Source organism: Brevundimonas sp. (genome assembly GCF_030682035.1).
Lineage (GTDB): Bacteria > Pseudomonadota > Alphaproteobacteria > Caulobacterales > Caulobacteraceae > Brevundimonas.
Genome location: NZ_JAUXQZ010000003.1, coordinates 102,353 through 121,708, shown reverse-complemented (window position 1 = coordinate 121,708; position 19,356 = coordinate 102,353). Strand labels below are relative to the sequence as shown.

The following is a 19,356-nucleotide window of genomic DNA, read 5'->3' as shown; positions in this document are numbered from 1 at the left end:
CAGCGGCGCGCGTGAGCGCGAAGCTGTCGCGGACACGGTGCCTGAACAGATCGCCTTCGGCGCCGCTGGATCCCGGCCTTCGCCGGGATGACGAAAGAGGGAAGCCGGCTTGACCGCTCCGGCTACTGTCGCGCTCGAACGACGGACAGGAAGTCCGCGACGGTCATCAGCCACTCCTGCTGCCTTGAGCGAAAGGTGCTGTGCAGCCGACGCGGTATGACGAGTTGCAAGTGCTTCGCTTGCATCTCATCAGTCTGGTTCTCGGAAATACCGGGCTCCAGCGTCAGTATATGTTTTTCCTCAATGCGCTGCGCCTCCGACAGAACCTGCCGCCAGCGGTCCTTCAACGTGGACTTCGCCCCTAGCATTGTGAGGCGTTCAGCAGGAAATACCCGATCGCGATACTGTTCGCCACCTGGGAAAAGGAAGTCCGGCTTGTTGCGATTTTCCGTCTCGGCGCCGCGCTGGTAGCCAACGTCCTGTGCGGTGAATACCGCCTCAAGATGGTTCTCAAGGGCCAGACCAACGCGGGATTTTCGACGGTTCTGGACACTGAGGGAGAAGGACAGGAAACCGTCCACATCTATCCCTCTGGGTGACTGAAATCCGTTCCCAATTCGGTCCGCGACAATCCGGCGTTCGAGACGGCGGAAGAGCTGCTCTTCGCGATCCATCCATTCGATCAACGCATGATCGGGATCGTCGGCGGCCGAAACCTCCGGCAATGACGCTCGGGCAAACTCGGAAAAGATCCGAGTGGTTGGAAAGACCAGCCCAAACCTCTCGATCAGCTCGTCAAGCCGCGCCGCTTCCGGCTCCTCCGACTCGATCCCAAGCTCTTCAAGAATGTACCGGGTGGCAAAATCCAGCTCGACGTTGTGCTTCTCGTCGATCTTCTGAAGGCTGAAATCGAAGTCTGGTTGCTGTGGCAAGCTGAACAGCCACAGAAGTTGGTTTTGGATGGTGCTGGCGGCGGGTGTGACGATCACTAGCAGTGAATCGTCCCGCTGGAGCGCCAGGAACAGCTGGTCGCCTTCCTGCATCCGTTCCGTGACTGAATTCCCCGAATAGTAGAGATGGAACTCTGCCGCCCGCGGCTTCCCTTTGCGGACGTCCGACCAACTCATGAATCCCTCTTCGGAAAGCGCCTCTTGCTTGTCCGAGACCCAGATAAACCGGGTCGGAATCCCGCGTCGGTCATCTTCGCCCAGAAGGCTCCTGAGTGGTCGCGTGCCTTGGATTTCGTGCTGGTTTGACCGCTCCGAAATGGTCTCGACAAGCGTCAGCCGCTTCGTAACGACACCAGCGAACAAGTCCGACAGGATGCCTCGACGCACTTATCCTCCTCTGATCTCAAGCCGCATTTGATCTGAGTTCAACCAGTTTGCGCAGGTCGAGATCACATCCTCAAGTGGCAGATGTTCCCGGCCCTTCAAGGCACATTCCCAGATAACCGCCACTCGCCAGCCGCTATCCAACAGACGACTATCCGCCGCTCTATCGACCTCGCAGTTCCGCCCAATCTTCGCCCGCCAGAATTCCGGTCGCGTCTTCGGCCATTTGAACAAATGGCACCCATGCCCGTGCCAGAAGCAGCCGTGGACGAAGATCACCGCCCGATGCTTCGGCAGACAGATATCCGGCTTGCCCGGCAGGTCACAGTGCAGCCGGTAGCGGAAACCCCGCGCGTGGAGCGCCTTGCGGATCAGCAGTTCCGGCTTGGTGTTCTTGCCCCGGATGCCGGACATCATCCGGCTGCGGGTCGCCGGATCGACGACGTCAGCCAAGCCCGGCCTTCGGCCGTTTCCCGAGCGCAGCGAAGAGGTGCGGCTTCATATGTTCGGCGACGGCTTTCACGGCCGGCACCACAACAGAATTGCCGAACTGGCGATAGGCTTGCGTATCCGACACCGGGATGAGGAACTCATTCCCTTGGGGATCATCGAAACCCATCAGGCGGGCGCATTCGCGGGGCGTCAGCCGACGGGGCGACCTGCCCTCCTGCTTCACCAGGATTTCCGACCCGTCCTTGTGGTACCGGGCCGACAGGGTTCGGGCCACGTCGCCGGGTCCGACCAGGCCGAAACCGAAGCCGTTTCCGGCGGCCTGGTGCTTTTCCTTATAGCGCTGCAGGTAGGTCCAGAGGTTGTCGGTCAGGGTGTAGCGGTCAGCCACCCGCCCCGAGTTGCCGACGGTGAACCGCTGGTCCGGCACCTCTGACCCGTCCCCGGGGTGGAGGATTTCCGCCAGCTTCGGCGCGGCGTCAGGCAGCTTCATATCGGCGAAGCGGAAGCCCTGATCCTCGCGGAAGCCGATGATGAAAATCCGCTCGCGATGCTGGGGCGTCCACGAGCGACCGTCGATGACGCGGAAGTCGATTGTGTAGCCGAGCTCTTCGGTCAGCACGTCCTTGATGGTTTGAAAGGTCTTGCCCTTGTCGTGACCGACCAGGTTGCGGACGTTTTCCAGCAGGAAGGCTGCGGGCCGATGGTGAGCGATAATGCGCGCCACATCGAAGAACAGGGTGCCCTGGGTCTTGTCCTCAAAGCCGTGCGCGCGTCCGAGGGCGTTCTTCTTGGATACGCCTGCGATGGAGAAGGGCTGGCACGGGAAACCGGCCAGGAGGACATCGTGGGCCGGAATGTCGGCGGCTTCGACGGCGCGGATGTCGCCGTTGATCTCGTGGTCATCGTCCGGAAAATTCGCCCGGTAAGTCTGCTGGCTGAACTTGTCCCACTCGGAGGTGAAGACGCACCGACCGCCGATGGATTCGAAACCGCGACGAAGACCACCGATGCCGGCGAACAGGTCAATGAAGGTAAAGTCGCCGGGCGGTTGGTCCTTGCCCCCGCGCAGCAGTTTCAGCTTTGGCTGCGGACTCGCAGGCGTGACCGGGCCGTCAATATATCCCCGCCTCACAGCCGCGTCGGCGGTCGCCTGTCCGGCCTGCTTCACCATGAGGGCATACTCCGACACGGCGATTCCGCGCTTGTTGAGGGTGGCAGACTGGGGAGATTCTGCCAGGAGAACAAGTCAGGAACAAGGACTTACCAACCCAAGGCTGCCAAGTTTCGTCCGTTCTACCGAACCGCCCCCATTAAACCAGCCTCACCCCCACGCCCTTCTCGCCGCCCGGCTTGCTCACCGACACATCAAACACCTCGCCCCCGAAGGCCAGACCGCGGGCGGCGCGATTATCCGGGAGACGGGTGGGCGCCGGGCTGTGTACCGACCCGTCTCCCGGCTCGCGGCTGGCGCCGCGGCCGGGAGGGAGCCGGGAGTGATCGAGCGTCCCGGATCTTCGCGTCGCTGCGTCCGGGATGACAAGGGGCCGGCGCGGACCCGGCGTTCCCTGACCTCAATCATCGTCCATCTTCAGCGCCGCGATGAAGGCCTCCTGCGGGATCTCGACCTTGCCGAACTGGCGCATGCGCTTCTTGCCGGCCTTCTGCTTCTCCAGCAGCTTCTTCTTGCGGGTGGCGTCGCCGCCGTAGCATTTGGAGGTCACGTCCTTGCGCAGGGCGCGGACGGTTTCGCGGGCGATGATCTTGCCGCCGATGGCCGCCTGAATGGGGATGACGAACAGATGGGGCGGGATCAGCTCCTTCATCTTCTCGACCATCGAGCGGCCGCGCATCTCGGCCCGGCCGCGGTGGACCAGCATGGACAGGGCGTCGACGGGCTCGGAGTTGACCAGGATGTTCATCTTGACCAGATCGCCGACCTTGTAGTCCGACAGCTCATAGTCGAACGAGGCGTAGCCCTTGGAGATGGATTTGAGGCGGTCGTAGAAGTCGAACACGACCTCGTTCAGCGGCAGCTCATAGACCACCAGGGCGCGGGCGCCGACGTAGGACAGTTCGACCTGCGAGCCGCGGCGGTCCTGACACAGTTTGATGACGCCGCCGAGGTATTCGTCGGGGGTCAGGATGGTCGCCTTGATCCACGGCTCGCTGATTTCCATGATCTGCATCACGTCGGGCAGGTCGGCCGGGTTGTGCAGCTCCATCTCCGAGCCGTCGCGCTGGGCGATCTTGTAGACCACTGACGGGGCGGTCGCGATCAGGTCGAGGTTGAACTCGCGGGAGAGCCGCTCCTGGATGATCTCGAGGTGCAGCAGGCCGAGGAAGCCGCAGCGGAAGCCGAAGCCGAGGGCGGCGCTCGATTCCATCTCGAAGGTGAAGCTGGCGTCGTTCAGGCGCAGGCGGCCGATGGCGGCGCGCAGGTCCTCGAAGTCGGCGGCATCGACCGGGAAAAGGCCGCAGAAGACCACCGACTGCACGTCCTTGAAGCCCTTGAGCGGCTCGGTCGTGGGCTTGCGTTCGTCGGTGATGGTATCGCCGACGGCGGCGTCGGCCACCTCCTTGATCTGGCCGGTGAAGAAGCCGATCTCGCCGGGGCCGAGCTGGTCGACCGGGGTGTTCTTGGGCAGGAAGACGCCGACGCGGTCGACCAGATGGGTCGAGCCGTGCTGCATCATCTTGATCCGCTGGCCGGCCCTGAGCGTGCCGTCGAAAACGCGGACCAGCACCACGACGCCCAGATAGGGGTCGTACCAGGCGTCGACCAGCAGGGCCTTCAACGGCGCGTTCGGATCGCCCTTGGGCGCCGGCAGGCGCGTTACGATAGCTTGCAGCACCTCCTCGATGCCGATGCCCGACTTGGCGCTGCACAGGACGGCGTCCGAGGCGTCGAGGCCGATGACATCCTCGATCTGCTGGCGCACCCGCTCAGGCTCGGCGGCGGGCAGGTCGATCTTGTTCAGGACCGGGACGATCTCGTGGTTGTTGTCGATGGCTTGATAGACGTTGGCCAGGGTCTGGGCCTCGACGCCCTGCGAGGCGTCGACGACCAGCAGACTGCCTTCACACGCCGCCAGCGACCGCGAGACTTCATAGGCGAAATCGACGTGGCCGGGCGTGTCCATCAGGTTCAGCACATAGTCGAGGCCGTCCCTGGCCCGGTAGTTCAGGCGCACGGTCTGGGCCTTGATGGTGATCCCCCGCTCCTTCTCGATATCCATGGAATCGAGCACCTGCGCGCTCATCTCGCGCGCGGTCAGGCCGCCGGTGAATTGAATCAGCCGGTCGGAAAGCGTGGATTTGCCGTGGTCAATGTGAGCGACCACACTGAAATTGCGGATGCGGTCGATGGGAGGGGTCGTCATGGCCGCGCCGGTAGCACGGCGGGGCCGGATCGCCAACGGACGCGCCGTCTCCGGACTGTTCCGCCACCGGCTCCAGCACGGATTACTTCGCCGTAAGGCCGCGCTTTGGCGTTTGAGAAGCGGCGGTGAAACCGCTATTCAACGGCTGATGACAGCGGCGCCCAGGCGGGCGACCCGAACGCGAGACGCACGGCTCCCCTCCGCAGCGTCCATGGGGATCAGACGTGGCGAACATTGTGCGGAACAGCCTGGCCGGCGCGGCCATGACGGTCCTGGCTCTCGCGCTCGCCTCGTGCGGCGGCGACGAGGCGGCCAGAAAGGCGGAGGCCAAGGCCGAGACCAAGGCCGGCGGCGGGGGGTCCAGCCAGACCGTCTCGATCGCCGTAGCGTCATTGCAGAACCTGCCGCGCACCGTCACCGCCTCGGGCACCGTCTCGGCCTGGGAAGAGGTGCCGATCGGCGCCGAGACCGGGGGCCTGACGGCCACGGGAGTCTTCGTCGATGAGGGAACCTGGGTGCGACAGGGCCAGCCGCTGGTGCAGCTGAATGACGCCGTGCTGCGCGCCCAGCTGCGGCAGCAGCAGGCCGCGGTGCAGACCGCCCAGGCCAACGCCGCGCGGGATCAGGCGGCGCTGGAGCGCGCCCAGGAACTGAAGGGGCGCGGCTTCCTCAGCCAGGCCTCGCTGGATACGGCGCTCGCCAACCAGCGCGCCTCCAGCGCCAATGTCGCCGCCGCTCAGGCCTCGCTGTCCGAGACCCGCATGCGTCTGGCACAGGCCACGATCAAGGCGCCCGTCTCGGGTCAGGTGATCCGGCGCAGCGTCACCCGCGGCCAGATCGTGGGCGCCGGGACCGAACTGTTCCGCATCGTCCGCGACGGCCGGCTGGAGCTGGACGCACAGGTGCCGGAGACCGAACTGGCTCTGGTCCGCTCGGGCCAGACCGCCGTGATTTCCTCGGATCAGGTGGGTGAAGCCACCGGCCGCGTCCGCATCGTCACCTCCGAGGTCAATGCCGAGAACAGGCTGGGGACCGCCCGCATCTCGCTGACCGGCGGCGGCTTCCGCCCCGGCATGTTCGCCCGCGCCCGCATCCAGGTCGGAGCCCAGCCGGCCGTGACCGTGCCGACCGCTTCGGTCCTGTACCGCGAGAACCGCGCCGGGGTCTTTGTCGTGCGCGGAGACAACCGCGCCCATTTCCAGCCGGTCACCGTGCTGTCGCGCGTGGCGGACCAGACGGCGGTCGACGGACTGACGGCGGGTTCGCGCGTGGTGGTGGCCGGGGCCGGATTCCTCGGCGACGGCGACCGCGTGACCGTGGCGCCCGCCGCCGTTCCGGCCAGGAACCAGGGCGCCTGACAATGAAGAACCTGTCGTCCTGGTCGATCCGGAATCCGATCCCGATCATCCTGCTGTTCGTGCTGTTGACCCTCGCCGGGATCAACGGCTTCCTTGGGATGCGGATCAACAACAATCCGGACATCGATTTTCCGTTGGTCAATGTGTACGCGGCCCGTCCCGGCGCGGCGCCGAGCGAGATGGAGATCCAGGTCACGCGACTGATCGAGGACTCCCTCGCGGGCCTGTCGGGTGTCCGCCACATCAACTCCCAGATCACCGACGGCTCGTCCTCGACCACGATCGAGTTCGAGCTGGGGACCGACACCGAACGCGCCACCAACGACGTCCGCAACGCCATGAGCGGCCTGCGCGCCAGCCTGCCGCAGGATATGCAGGAACCCAGCGTCCAGCGGATCGACATCACGGGCGACGCCCTGATCACCTGGGTCGTTCGGTCTTCGACCATGACGCCGGAAGAGATCAGCTGGTTCGTGGACAATGATGTCAGCCGCGCCCTGCTGGCGATCCAGGGCGTCGGCGAGGTCAACCGCTCAGGTGGCGTCAGCCGCGAGATTGCGGTTGAGCTGGATCCGGACCGCCTCGCCTCCTACGGCGTCACGGCCGCCTCGGTGAGCCAGGCTCTGACCAGCGTCAATAGCGACCAGCCCGGCGGGCGCGTTACCGTAGCCGGTTCAGAACGGTCGATCCGCACCCTCGGGGCAGCCGGCTCAATAGAACAGTTGCGCGAAACCCTCATCCCCCTGGGCGGGGGCCGCACGGTCCGGCTGGGAGACCTCGGCTCGGTCGAGGATCACTGGAGCGAACCGCGCCGCCTGGCTCGTTACGACGGGCAGGAGGCCGTGACGTTCAACTTCCTGCGCTCGCGTTCGGCCAGCGAGGTCAAGATCGCCGAGCGTGTCCGTGAAGCGGTGGCGCAGATTGACGAGGCGCGCCCGGAACTGAGCATCGAGCAGGTCACCGCCAGCGTCGAGGAGATCGAGGAAAGTTATATCGCCTCGCTGGAAGCCCTGGCGCTCGGCGCCGTCCTGGCAGTCATCGTCGTTTTCATTTTCCTGCGTGACTGGCGCGCCACCCTGATCACCGCCACCGCCATCCCCATGTCGCTGGTCCCGACGTTCGCTGTCCTTGAGCCGATGGGCCAGTCGCTCAACGGCATCAGCCTGCTGGCGCTGTCGCTCACCATCGGGATCCTCGTCGATGACGCCATTGTCGAGATCGAGAACATCGTGCGCCACATGCGCGATGGCAAAACGCCCTACAACGCCTCCATGGAAGCCGCCGACGAGATCGGCCTCGCAGTCGTGGCCACCACGGCCACAATCATCGCCGTCTTCGCGCCCGTCGGCGCCATGCCGGGCATCATTGGTCAGTTCTTCAAGGCCTTCGCCCTGGCGGCCTGTATCTCGGTGGCCTTCTCGCTGGTCGTGGCGCGTACCCTGACGCCGCTGATGGCCGCCTATCTGCTCAAGCACCAGAAACACGACGACAAAGACCCTTCCTGGATGTCGGGCTATCTGAAGGCGCTCGGTTGGAGCCTCAAGAACCGCTGGAAGGTGTTCGCCCTCGGGACGGCGCTGTTCGTCGGATGCGGATTCCTGGCGACCAAGGTGCCGTTCGAATTCCTCGCCAGCGGAGACCGCGGTCGAGCGAGCTTCTCGGTCGAACTGCCGCCCGGCGCCACCCTCGCACAGACAGACGCCGTAGTTCAGCGGCTGACCCGCGACCTGCGGGAGCGGCCCGAGGTCACCTCAGTCTACGCCGCGATCGGCGGACAGGATGTCAACCAGGCTAATATCTATGCCGACCTGGTAGGCAAGGGTGATCGATCGCTCAGCCAGAAGGCCTTCGCCCGCACCATGGTAGACGGATGGAAGACCGTCCCGGGAGCGCGCATCGGCGCCGGCATCGCCCAACAGGGCGGAGGTCCCAGCGACGGCACCAGCTATCAGTTTTCGATCCTGGGCGACAACGGGACAACCCTGCTCGAGGCGGCGCGCAGGGTAGAGGCCGAAATGCGGACCGTTCCGGGGCTGGCGAATGTGGTCAATACCGCCGCGATCGCGCGGCCGGAAATTCTGGTCACCCCCCGCCCGGATCAGGCTGCCCTGATGGGCGTCTCGACCAGCGCCATTTCTCAAACGGTCCGGGTGGCGACGATCGGCGACATCGCGCAGAATCTGCCCAAATTCAATCTCGGCGACCGTCAGGTGCCGATACGCCTGCGACTAAATCGGGATGCGCGGGAAGACCTCTCGGTGGTCGAGAACCTCAGGGTACCGACGGCCTCGGGCGGGTCGGTGCCTCTGAGCGTCGTCGCGGACATCCAGTTCGGGGCGGGACCCTCGCAGGTCCTGCGCCAGGACCGGTCGCGGATCGCGACGATCACCGCCGAATTGGACGGCATCCGTAGCGGGGAGGCGGCCACGCTGGTGAACAAGTTGCCCTCGGTCAACAACCTGCCCGAAGGCGTCCGTCAGGTTCCCGCGGGGGACACCGAGTTCATCCAGGAGATGATCGTCGGATTTGCTACCGCCTTCGCCACCGGCATCCTGCTGATGTATGCGGTGCTGGTGCTGCTGTTCCGCAGCTTCGCCTATCCTGTGACGATCATGGCGTCCCTGCCGCTGGCTATCGGCGGCGCGTTCGTGGCCCTGATGATCGGGGGCTCAAGCTTCTCCATCTCCTCCCTGATCGGGGTCCTGATGCTGATGGGCATCGCGGCCAAGAACTCCATCCTGCTGGTCGACTATGTGGTCATCGCCCAGAAGGAGGGCATGACCCGGCTGGACGCTCTGATGGACGCCGCCCACAAGCGGGCCCGGCCGATCCTGATGACCACCTTCGCCATGGGGGCCGGCATGATGCCCGTCGCCCTGGGCTGGGGCGCCGATGTCGAATTTCGCCAGCCGATGGCCATTGCGGTGGTCGGGGGGCTGATCTCCTCGACCTTCCTGTCGCTGCTCTTCATCCCGCCGATCTTCACCATCGTCGATGACTTCCCGGGCTTCGTGAAACGCGGGCCGGGCAATGTGATGAAGGCGGGACGATGGATCGCCCGCAAGGTGCGCGGGGGCCGCACGGTCAGCACCGGCGGGGCGCGGGACCTGTAGATTCTGAGGCGGGCGGCCTGTTCCCCGCCGACGGCGGGAAAGGTCGTCCGCAAAGCGCTTGAACGCCACGACATCGGCGGACGACCCCGGGTCCAACGGGCGGGCGTCGCAAAGCACGGCCGCGAGCGCGCCGGCGGGCGTATCAGACCGGACCGGCTGCCACGCCGCGTCCGGGGAACGTCTCGAGCGGCGCTCCCCCGGCGAGGAAGCCCGGCTGGTGCACGACTCGCTACCGGGACCCGGCGCAGTCGATCTCGAGATCCATCACCATGAGCGCCAATCCTCGGCCGCCGCCGCGCCGCCCGCCATCAGCGCCGCGGCCGTGGTCGTCGCCCCCCCAGACCGTCTCATCGTCTTCACCGGATCAGTCTTCCCCAAAACAAAACCGGCCGGGGTTTCCCCCGGCCGGCCTGATCTCCGTCCTGCGACGGGGGTCTTAGTATTTGATGCGCAGGGTCGCGCCGTAGGTGCGCGGTGCGCCCAGGAAGGCATTGTAGGTCTGGGTGTCGCGCGCCGGGTTGTAGAAGGTGCCGTTCGGCTGGACTGTGCTCTGGAACGCCGACCCCTGGAGGAAGGCGTTGTAGGCGACCTGGGTGTATTCCTCGTCGGTGAGGTTCTGGCCCCAAACCTCGAACGTCCAGCGCTCGTCCTGGGACCCGATCAGAATGCGCCCGTTCAGGGTGGTGAAGGCGTCCTGGTTCTTGAACGGCAGCAGGTCGGAGCCGGTGTTGTAGTCGCTGACATATTTGCCGGCGAGGCTGAAGCCGGTGCGCAGGCCCGCGCCGATGTCGCGGTCGAAATTGATCGCCAGCGTGGCGGACCATTCCGGTGCGAACGACGCCCGGGCGCCGGGCAGCAGCGACAACTGGGGGAAGTTTCCGGGATTGGCCATGTCGGCGGCGGTGAAGTTCCCGTACTCCGCCTCGGTCCAGGTCACGCCGCCCTGGAAGCTCAGGCCCTCAAGCGGCGAGAACCACAGGAAGTCGGCGTCAACACCGCGCGAGGTCAACTCGGGGATCGATTCGACCACGAAGGAGGTGCCGAGGAAGGTATTGAGCTGGAAGTCCTGGAACCTCTGGTCGAAATAGGTGGCGTTGAGCAGCAGGGAGCGATCGAGCAGGGTCAGTTTGGCGCCGAGCTCATAGCTGTCCACCACTTCGGACGGGAACAGCAGGGAGGCGTTCGGCGTGATCCCGGTCTGCACACGGTCAAGGTTGTAGCCGAAGCTCTTGTAGCCGCGCGCGAACGAGCCGTAGATCATGGCCGCCGGCGAAATCCGGTAGGAGGCCTTGATGGTGCCGGACAGTTGGCCGTCGCTTTCGTTCTCCGAGACGGTGCGCCCGGCGTAGAACGGGTTGGACCAGGGCAGGCACAGCCGCCCGAGGATCAGGGGCGTATTGGCGGCGCCGATCGCCCCGGCGATGGCGGCCTGGTTGCCGAGACCGGCGGCGCAGGTGCCGGACGCCGCGCCGGTGCCGTTCGTCTGCAGCCCCCGGAGGCTCTTGTCGTCGTAGGTGTACCGCAGGCCGAGGGTGATATCGAACTGGTCGGTCACCGCGAAGGTGTTGTTGGTGAAGATGGCGATCGACTCGGAGCGCTGGGCGTAGACGTCCTCGAGCGACTGGCCGGCCGGGAAGGCCGGTCCGGTCGGGGCCAGGGGACTGGGCGAGGGCATGGCGCCGCCAGTGCCCAGGCAACCCTGGATCTGCGCCGACGTGGTTCCGGCCCGGGTGAAGCAGCCGATGATGCCCGGGCTGATTGGGATCAGGGGGTTAGCTCCGTTGAGGGCGGCGCTGAGCTGGAAGGACAGCAGGGGAGCGTAGTCGGCCCCCAGGTAGAAGCTGTCGTTACGGCCGATCTCCTCGCGGGTCATGAACAGGCCGACCAGCCAGTCCAGACGGCCCGTCTGACCTGCCAGACGCAGTTCCTGGGTCACGTTCTCGACGTCAAAGCCGAAATCGCCGTCGGGCAGACGATAGGCCACGTCGGCACCGGTGAAATCTGAATCCTGGCCGTTGACGAACTCCCAGTTACGCCACGACGTGATTGAGGTCAGGGTGGCGTTCATCGACGTGAGGTCGATATTGGCCTCGGCCGAGAGACCCATATCCTCGACTTCCTGGTCCGTTCCGCGGTTGGCGAACGCCGTCCGGGAGAAGGGAAGCGCGCCGAAGCCGGCGGCCGGAGGCGTCTGGCCCGTGCCGTTCGACAGCGCATTGACGAACGGATAGGTCGGGCCGGTGCGGATCTGGGTGCCGACGCAGCAGTACTCGTCGCGCGTCGAATAGTCGGCGATCAGCCTGATCGAGGCGCTGTCGCTCGGCAGGATCAGCAACTGGCCGCGGACGGTCGAGAAATTCTGGTTGCCGTCATCGGTTTCCCCGCGCGGGCCGTCGCCGGTGTCGATGTTCATGAAGCCGTCACGCTCGCGGGTGGCCGCATAGAAGCGGTACGCCACCTGGTCGTTGATCGGGCCGGTCACCGAACCGGCGACGCCCCAGGCGCCGTAGTTGCCCATGGTGACTTCGCCGTTGAAGCCGGGGGTGAACGAGGGCGCCTCGGTGAGGATGTTGATGACGCCGGCCGAGGTGTTCTTGCCGAACAGCGTGCCTTGCGGGCCCTTAAGAACCTCGATGCGGGCCAGTTCGCCCAGGTCGCCGAAGCCGACCGAGTTGCGCGAGCGATAGACGCCGTCGATGACCACGCCGACCGAGCTTTCCAGACCGGGGTTGTCGCCGACCGTGCCGACGCCGCGGATGCGGGCGGTGGTCGAGGCTTCCGACGCCGTCGAGGTGACGGTCATGCCGGGGGTCAGGATCTGCAGGTCCTTGATGTCGCGGACGCCGGCGTCCTGCAAGGTTTCCTGCGACAGGGTCGTGACCACGATGGGCACGTCCTGAAGGTTCTGCTCACGCTTCTGGGCGGTGACGATGATGTCGTCGATGGTCTGTGGTCCGTCCTGGGTCGTGTCCTGGGCGGAGGCGGCGCCGGCGAAGCCGAAGGCGCAGGCCCCGACCACGGCGGCCGACACAGTGGTGCGAAGAAGATTGGTAAGGCGCATGGTGGCTCCCCGACATGGGCCGGGCCCCCGTGATGAACGGCGGCCTCAGCGTTTCCTGATCCCTCGACCGCACCCTTCTGTGGAGCGCGGAAAGTCCAGTCTCCGGGGTAGTCCAAGCCGGACTCAGCGACAAGGCGTGGCGGGCCTCAGCGCCTCATTTCCGCCACGGCGGAAGCCTGACTGTGACGTAAAAGCGACAGAAATCGATGACGCTAGGTCAATATTCACCTAGTCCGTGTGAGTATCCGTGGACGCTTCGGCCAAAATCGTGCGCCGACGCGTCGCCACGGCAAGAACCGCGGCCCCCGCGACGGCGGACAGGAACGAGCCGCCCAGCACCCCCAACTTGGCCTCGACCTGTTCGGCCGAGTCGATGGCTCCCGGAAAGGCCAGGATCCCGACAAACAGGCTCATGGTGAACCCGACCCCGCACAGCAGACTGACGCCATAGAGTTCCAGCCAGGTCGCATCTGTGGGGCGGCGTCCGATTTTGAGGGCCGAAGCGAGCCAGGCGGCGCCGAACACCCCGATCTGCTTGCCCGCGAACAGGCCCAGGGCGACGCCCAGCACCAGCGGCGCGAAGGCCTGCTCCAGCGACAGGCCGGCGAACGATACGCCGGCCTTGGCGAAGGCGAACAGGGGCAGGACCAGCCAGGCGACCCAAGGGTGCAGGTCGTGCATCGCCTCCTTCAGCGGGCTCTGGCCGTCATCCTTGCGATCGACCACGGGCACGATCAGGGCAAAGGCCACCGCCGTCAGCGAGGTCGACAGGCCGGACAGGACCGTCAGATACCAGACCAGGCCGAAACCGAGCACCCAGAAGGGGGCGGCGACCCGTCGCCCCCTCGCGAACACGGCCCCGACCGCCAGCAGGCCGGCGATCCAGGCCAGCGGAACCCAGTCGACTCCGCTGGAAAACAGGACGGCGATCAGGGCGATGGCGCCGAGGTCGTCAACGATCGCCAGGGTCAGGAGAAAGACCCGCAGCGAGGACGGCAGTCTGCGCGCCGCCACGGCGAAAACCGCCAGGGCGAAGGCGATGTCGGTGGCCAACGGGATCGGCCATCCGCCGTGCGGCCCGTTCATGAGGCCGGAGACGGCCAGATAGACCGCGGCCGGAGCGACCATACCGCCCACCGCCGCCAGCACCGGCGTAGCCAGCTTGCGCGGATCGCTGAGTTCGCCCTCGAGAATTTCGTATTTGATCTCCAGCCCCACCACGAGGAAGAAGATCGCCATCAAGCCTTCCTTGATCCACTCAGAGATCGTCAACTCCAGCAGCAGAGGGCCGACCTGCAGGATGTGTTCGCTCGTCAGCCAGCCGAAATAGGCCGGAGAGAGGGGCGAGTTGGCCACGATCAGAGCCGCCACGGCCGCAAGCCCCAGCACCATGCCGGAGGCGGCCTCGGTCTTGAGGAAGTCGAGAGTGATCTTGCGCGCCACGGCGGTCTCCGGAAGTCTGGAAAGGACTGTCGTGGCGTCAGGTTATCGACGGACGCCGGACCGGATTCGCACCATTTTGCATGGGCGCCAGCCTGACCGGGGCGAACCGGCCTGATCTCTGCGTCCCACAATACCCGGGGGCGCGCGGCGTTCAACCGCAGGCCAGTGGTTGCGTCCCAAGGCGGGAGACCGCATCTGCGCCGGATGCCCGTCTCGCCCGCCTATGCCGCTGATCCGCGCTTCTTCGAACTGGGAGGGGACTATGGCGACGCCGTCCGGGCGGCGGACTTCCCGCAGACGATCCTGCGCGTCCGCAACGACCGGGCCGCCGCGAGCGTCGGTCTGGAGGCGCTGACCGACGCCGAATGGATCGCCCATTTCGGCCGGTTCGAGCCTCTGCCCGGCCAGCCCGGCCCCCTCGCCATGCGCTATCACGGGCATCAGTTCCGCACCTACAACCCCGACCTTGGCGACGGGCGGGGCTTTCTGGCGGCCCAGATGCGGGACGCCCGGGGCCGGTTGCTCGACCTGGGAACAAAGGGCTCGGGGCAGACGCCGTGGTCGCGGGCCGGGGACGGACGGCTGACGCTCAAGGGCGGGGTGCGCGAGGCGCTGGCCGCCGCCATGCTGGAGGCGCTGGGCGTGCCGACCAGCCGGGCCTTCTCCCTGATCGAGACCGGAGAGGATCTGGAACGCGGGGATGAGCCGTCGCCGACGCGGTCGGCGGTGCTGGTGCGGCTGTCGCACAGCCATATCCGCTTCGGCACCTTTCAGCGGGCGGCCTATCTGGGCCGGGCCGACATGGTCGAGGCCCTGATCGAGCACGCCCGGGCGCTCTACCACCCGGCCGTGGCGGCGGGAGACGTGCCCGGTTTCCTGCGCGCCGTGGTCGAGGCGTCGGCGCGGCTAGCGGCGCGATGGATCGCGGCGGGCTTCGTCCACGGGGTGCTGAACACCGACAATCTGAACGTCACGGGCGAGAGCTTCGACTACGGCCCATGGCGCTTCCTGCCGCTCTGTGAGCCCGGCTTCACCGCCGCCTATTTCGACCAGACCGGCCTGTATGCCTTCGCGCGCCAGCCCGAAGCGGTGTTCTGGGCCCTGACCCAGCTGGGCGGGGCGCTGAAGCTGGTTGCGGACGCCGAGCCCCTGACCGAAGCCCTGAACGGATTCGGCCCGGCCAATATTCGCGAGCTGCGGGCGGCTTTTCTCGAACGGCTGGGGGTACAAACCCTCGGCGAGGCGGCCGACCAGCGGCTGCTGGACACGACCCTGGCCCTGTTGCGCGAGGGCGGCGAGGCGCTGCGCTGGGAGCCGCTGTTCTTCGACTGGTTCGGCGGCTTCGCCTCCTCGGCGCGGGCGCTGCAGGGACCGCGCGGCAGGTTGTATCAGGGCGAGACCTTCGACGCCTTCCGCTTCGCCCTGTTCGAACACGCGCCGGACCGGCCGGAACGGCTGGAGGCGCCGATGTTCGCCGCTCCCGAGCCCGAGGAAATGTTGATCGACGAGGTCGAGGCCCTATGGGCCGCCATCGACGCGGATGACGACTGGTCCCCGCTGTACGCCAAGCTGGCCCGTCTGGAGACCGCCCGCCAGGTTCTGTCGCTTAACCCCGCCTAAATCGAAGTCAGATTACAAGGAATTATGCATACGGCCACGCTCTGGCCCCGTAGCTCACGCAGAAGGCGGTCACGGATGGTTACGCTCACGCTTCGCACCCTTGCGGGACGGCTATTGCGATCCGACATCGCTGCTGTTGCAAATAACAAGAGCGCCCTCCCCGGCGTAACCAAAATGACTTCTCAGACTCTCTCCCCCTCCCGTTCGCGCCTCAACGCCAGCTACCGCAATCTGACGCTCTGGACGCTCCAGGGGTGGATCGCGATGTTCTTCATCGCCGCCGGCTACGCAAAGCTCAGCGAGCCGATGGCCAATCTGATCGAGCTGATGCGCTGGCCCGCCCTGGTGGCGCCGACCCTGGTCCGCGGCCTCGGCATCGCCGAGATCATCCTCGCCGTCCTGGTGCTGGCCCCGCTGGTGTCCTGGAAACAGGGCCGGCCGTTGCTCGTCATGGCCGCGAGCGGCCTGCTGGCTCTGGAGGTCGTGATGCTGGCCGTCCACGCCACCGGCCTGGATGTCGGCCCGGCGGTGACCAACCTGGTGCTGATCGCCATCACGGCGCCGGTCCTGTGGAAAAGGGCGCGCGAAGTTCGCCAAGGGTGATCGGCTGGGGCTTCGTCCACCTTCGACGAGCGGATATTCGCAATGGCGGGCCGGTCGGGAAGCGGACATCGTTCTAACGTGAGGGTGGACTGGGGATTCACGCTCCAGCTTTCGGGCACACGAGAGCGCCAGATCCATGCGCAGAAGCCCAGACGCCGGATGGATAGGGGCAGGGCTATCCTTGGTGAAAAATCACCCAGTGCCGCGCGGGACCGGGGCGGCCATGCGGCGCTGCAACAACAGCAGGCTGACCAGCACCACCCCGTAGGCAGCCAGCTGAATCCCCATCGGGCGATCGGAATAGCCGACCAGCACATGCAGCGACCGGCCAAGCAGCCCGTTGTCCGGCAACCTGGCCGAGGTGTCCCACATCTGGTCGCCCAGTGGCGGCAGCAGGCCGGCGCGGACCAGATAAACTGCTGCCTGTCCCGCCATGCCGGCGGCTAACAGGCTAAGCAGCAGGTTGGTGACCCCGAACAGCCGGCCGGTCGGAATGATCAACAGGCCACGATAGATCAGCCAGGACAACAGCCCGCCGACGACAATGCCGCCCAGGCCGCCAAGCAGGACGGCCGCCGGGGCCTCGCCGCCGGCGACAACGATGCCGAACAGGAACAGCACCACCTCGGCCCCCTCGCGCAGGATCGCCACCCCGACGACCACCGCCAGAGCCACCAGCGTCCGGTCGCCGACCGCCACCGATCGGCCCAGTGCGGTCATGTCCTGTGACAGGGCCCGGGCATGGCCGGCCATCCAGACGGTGTGCCAGGCCAGCATCAGGACCGCGACACCCAGGACGGCGGCATTGAACAGGTCCTGCCCCGCCCCGGCGAAGGCTTCGGCCAGACCTTGGGCGAACACCGCCAGCAGACAGGCCCCGGCGAGACCCCCGGCGGCCCCGTAGCCGATAAAGCGCAGCCGCCCGGGCGTGCCGACGGTCGCTGCCAGCACAATGCCGATGATCAGTCCCGCCTCAAGCACTTCGCGAAAGACGATCAGGAGCGCCGCCAGCATGACTATTGCCCCGCGACGGCGACGATCTGGCCCTGGGCGGTAAGCGGATGGAACTCGCCGACGAACTCATAGGCGCCCGGCCGCAGCGGGCCGATGAAGAAGCGCACCGTCGCGCCCGGCGTAACCATCTTTTCGATGCGCAGGTCGTGGCTGTCGAACTCCTCGGTGGCGCGATCCTGATTGATCAGCACCACCTGCACCCGCTGCCGTGCCGGCACGGTTACCGTCGCCGGGGTGAAGCGGTGGTCCCGCAGCGTCACCGTCACCGATGGCTCACCACCCGCGAAACTGCCGGTCGCGGAAAGTCCGGATATCAGGGCCACGGCCAACAGCCGCAGGGACAGGCGCTTCATTGTCATAACACTCCAAAACCAGGCGTGGGGGATTACCGCGATTGACAATCGTTCGCAAGATGGAATACGCGATTGCCTCTCAACTACAGGAATGACTATGACGAGAGCACGATCCGCGGCCGCCGGCGTTTTCACCCTGGCCCTGTGCTGGGCCGGCGCGGCCGCGGCCGAACCCGGCCTGGGCCAGACAGTCTATACGCCCTACGTCAACAACGGCCTGACCGAGTTTGAGGTACGCAGCGGACGTTTGTCCGGTGGCAGCGCCGACGGCGACCAGACCACGGTCTACGAGCTGGAGCACGGCTTCAGCGACCGTTTCAGCCTCGCCGTCCTGGCCGAGGTCGAGGACGAGCCGGGGGCCGCACGCAAGCTCGACGCCATCGCCGTCGAGGGCGTCGTCTATGTCGGCCAGATCCCGGGCCTCGGCATCGATGTCGGCCTCTATGGCGAATACGAACAACGCATCCACAATGAATCCGGCGTCGCCGAGGGCAAGCTGCTGCTGGCCAAAACGCAGGACAATTTCCAGGCCCTGCTCAATCTGGTCGTGAAAAAGCCCCTGACCGACCGGCCCGGCGAGAACACCACTGAATACGGCTACGCCGCCTCCACCACCTGGGAGGTCGCGCCCTATCTGCGTCTCGGCCTCGAGGCCTTCGGCGACCTCGGCGTTGCCGGGGCCCTCGGCGGCCGTCAGGCCCACTACATCGGCCCGATGGCCAAATGGGAGACCCACCCGTCCTGGCTGCCCGCCGAACTCGAGATCGAGGCCGGCTACCTGTTCGCCGCCGGCGCCGCCCGCGACCATACCGACGGCCAGATCCGCCTGCTGGTCGCGCTTGAGCGACGGTTCTAGAACCCGGCTGCCGAGCTCGCGCCGCCAGCGTGACCGTAGCTAGGCGGGTATGAGCTGATATTACCGACGTCGCCTAAGGGCCCGGCGACGGTCCGAACAGACCTTCACCGCCTCCCGGTCCCGCGCCCGTTTCCGGCGCCAGGAGAACGGCCGGCCGCAGACGACCCAAGTCTGCTGCGGCAGATCGCGTTTGTCAGGGGCATTGCAGAGGTTGACGTGTTTGCGACCCATGCCGAGCTAAAGGCTTCCCTTTACGTGCACGTCAAGTTATGACGGCTGTATGGCGACCGCCGACGATCATCGCACCTATTCCATCCGTCAGCTCTGTCGCGAGTTCGGGGCGACGGCGCGCGCCCTGCGCTTCTATGAGGACAAGGGTCTGCTGACCCCGGCCCGCAAGGGTCAGACGCGGGTCTATGACGCCCGCGACCGGGCACGGCTGAAGCTGATCCTGCGCGGCCGCCGCATCGGTTTCAGCCTGCTGGAGATCCAGGAGATGCTGGATCTCTACGACCACGATGATCACAACGCCCATCAGATGTCGGTCGCCCTGCGCCGCCATCGGGCCCAGATCGCGGCGCTGAAACAGCAGCGCGAAGACCTCGACGCCGCCATCGAGACGGCCGAGGAAGCCTGCGCCGTGATGGAGCGCAAGCTGGGCGAGCACCGCCCCGACCTGCTGCCCGGCGCCGACGAATACGCCAATCTCCTCAAGGCCCGGCTCAACCCGGACCACCACCACCAGCCCTTCAAAGCGAGAGCATAACT

At 66.2% G+C, this 19,356-nt stretch carries 15 protein-coding genes; 6 read left to right on the top strand and 9 right to left on the bottom strand.

Going from position 1 to position 19,356, the window contains the following annotated elements:
* Positions 1-122 precede the first annotated feature (122 nt).
* The 4 genes from Q8K49_RS01625 to lepA all read right to left on the bottom strand — a co-directional run bounded on the left by Q8K49_RS01625 (position 123) and on the right by lepA (position 5,167).
* Positions 123-1,337 (bottom strand): type II restriction endonuclease, encoded by a 1,215-nt coding sequence (locus Q8K49_RS01625; RefSeq protein WP_305303680.1) that lies wholly within the window; start codon positions 1,335-1,337, stop codon positions 123-125.
* A complete protein-coding gene (locus tag Q8K49_RS01620; protein ID WP_305303679.1) occupies positions 1,338-1,787 on the bottom strand; it encodes a very short patch repair endonuclease in 450 nt (149 codons plus the stop codon). It lies immediately after the preceding gene.
* Positions 1,780-2,958 (bottom strand): DNA (cytosine-5-)-methyltransferase, encoded by a 1,179-nt coding sequence (dcm, locus tag Q8K49_RS01615; RefSeq protein WP_305303678.1) that lies wholly within the window; start codon positions 2,956-2,958, stop codon positions 1,780-1,782. Before dcm ends, Q8K49_RS01620 begins: the two co-directional genes overlap by 8 nt.
* Positions 2,959-3,358: 400 nt before the next feature.
* Positions 3,359-5,167, bottom strand: a complete 1,809-nt coding sequence (gene lepA, locus Q8K49_RS01610) for a translation elongation factor 4 (RefSeq protein ID WP_305303677.1) — start codon at positions 5,165-5,167, stop codon at positions 3,359-3,361.
* Between the two features lie 224 nt (positions 5,168-5,391).
* On the opposite strand from lepA, the gene Q8K49_RS01605 reads away from it, so the two are divergent.
* Entirely contained in the window at positions 5,392-6,525 is a 1,134-nt protein-coding gene (locus Q8K49_RS01605; RefSeq protein ID WP_305303676.1) for an efflux RND transporter periplasmic adaptor subunit, read from the top strand.
* A 2-nt stretch (positions 6,526-6,527) separates the two neighbouring features.
* Positions 6,528-9,638 carry an efflux RND transporter permease subunit gene (locus Q8K49_RS01600; protein WP_305303675.1) on the top strand — a complete coding sequence of 1,037 codons (3,111 nt, stop codon included), beginning with the start codon at positions 6,528-6,530 and terminating at the stop codon, positions 9,636-9,638.
* A 436-nt stretch (positions 9,639-10,074) separates the two neighbouring features.
* Here Q8K49_RS01600 and Q8K49_RS01595 read toward each other — a convergent pair whose 3' ends face one another.
* The gene (locus Q8K49_RS01595) at positions 10,075-12,699 is read right to left on the bottom strand and encodes a TonB-dependent receptor (RefSeq protein WP_305303674.1); all 2,625 of its coding nucleotides are present in this window, start codon (positions 12,697-12,699) and stop codon (positions 10,075-10,077) included.
* A 228-nt stretch (positions 12,700-12,927) separates the two neighbouring features.
* Positions 12,928-14,142 carry a Na+/H+ antiporter NhaA gene (gene nhaA, locus Q8K49_RS01590; RefSeq protein WP_305303673.1) on the bottom strand — a complete coding sequence of 405 codons (1,215 nt, stop codon included), beginning with the start codon at positions 14,140-14,142 and terminating at the stop codon, positions 12,928-12,930.
* 204 nt (positions 14,143-14,346) lie between these two features.
* On the opposite strand from nhaA, the gene Q8K49_RS01585 reads away from it, so the two are divergent.
* Together Q8K49_RS01585 and Q8K49_RS01580 are read left to right on the top strand one after the other, a co-directional pair.
* Positions 14,347-15,762, top strand: a complete 1,416-nt coding sequence (locus tag Q8K49_RS01585) for a protein adenylyltransferase SelO family protein (RefSeq protein ID WP_305303672.1) — start codon at positions 14,347-14,349, stop codon at positions 15,760-15,762.
* Between the two features lie 174 nt (positions 15,763-15,936).
* Positions 15,937-16,365 (top strand): DoxX family protein, encoded by a 429-nt coding sequence (locus Q8K49_RS01580; RefSeq protein WP_305303671.1) that lies wholly within the window; start codon positions 15,937-15,939, stop codon positions 16,363-16,365.
* 192 nt (positions 16,366-16,557) lie between these two features.
* Here the strand turns inward: Q8K49_RS01580 and Q8K49_RS01575 are convergent, their stop codons facing one another.
* Positions 16,558-17,379, bottom strand: coding sequence for an FTR1 family protein (locus tag Q8K49_RS01575; RefSeq protein ID WP_305303670.1), 822 nt, complete (start codon positions 17,377-17,379; stop codon positions 16,558-16,560).
* 2 nt (positions 17,380-17,381) lie between these two features.
* Positions 17,382-17,732 carry a cupredoxin domain-containing protein gene (locus Q8K49_RS01570; protein WP_305303669.1) on the bottom strand — a complete coding sequence of 117 codons (351 nt, stop codon included), beginning with the start codon at positions 17,730-17,732 and terminating at the stop codon, positions 17,382-17,384.
* Between the two features lie 97 nt (positions 17,733-17,829).
* On the opposite strand from Q8K49_RS01570, the gene Q8K49_RS01565 reads away from it, so the two are divergent.
* A complete protein-coding gene (locus tag Q8K49_RS01565; protein WP_305303668.1) occupies positions 17,830-18,588 on the top strand; it encodes a hypothetical protein in 759 nt (252 codons plus the stop codon).
* A 60-nt stretch (positions 18,589-18,648) separates the two neighbouring features.
* On the opposite strand, the gene Q8K49_RS01560 is transcribed toward Q8K49_RS01565, so the two are convergent.
* A complete protein-coding gene (locus Q8K49_RS01560; protein ID WP_305303667.1) occupies positions 18,649-18,819 on the bottom strand; it encodes a DUF2256 domain-containing protein in 171 nt (56 codons plus the stop codon).
* A 49-nt stretch (positions 18,820-18,868) separates the two neighbouring features.
* On the opposite strand from Q8K49_RS01560, the gene Q8K49_RS01555 reads away from it, so the two are divergent.
* Positions 18,869-19,354 carry a MerR family DNA-binding transcriptional regulator gene (locus tag Q8K49_RS01555; RefSeq protein ID WP_305303666.1) on the top strand — a complete coding sequence of 162 codons (486 nt, stop codon included), beginning with the start codon at positions 18,869-18,871 and terminating at the stop codon, positions 19,352-19,354.
* Positions 19,355-19,356 lie beyond the last annotated feature (2 nt).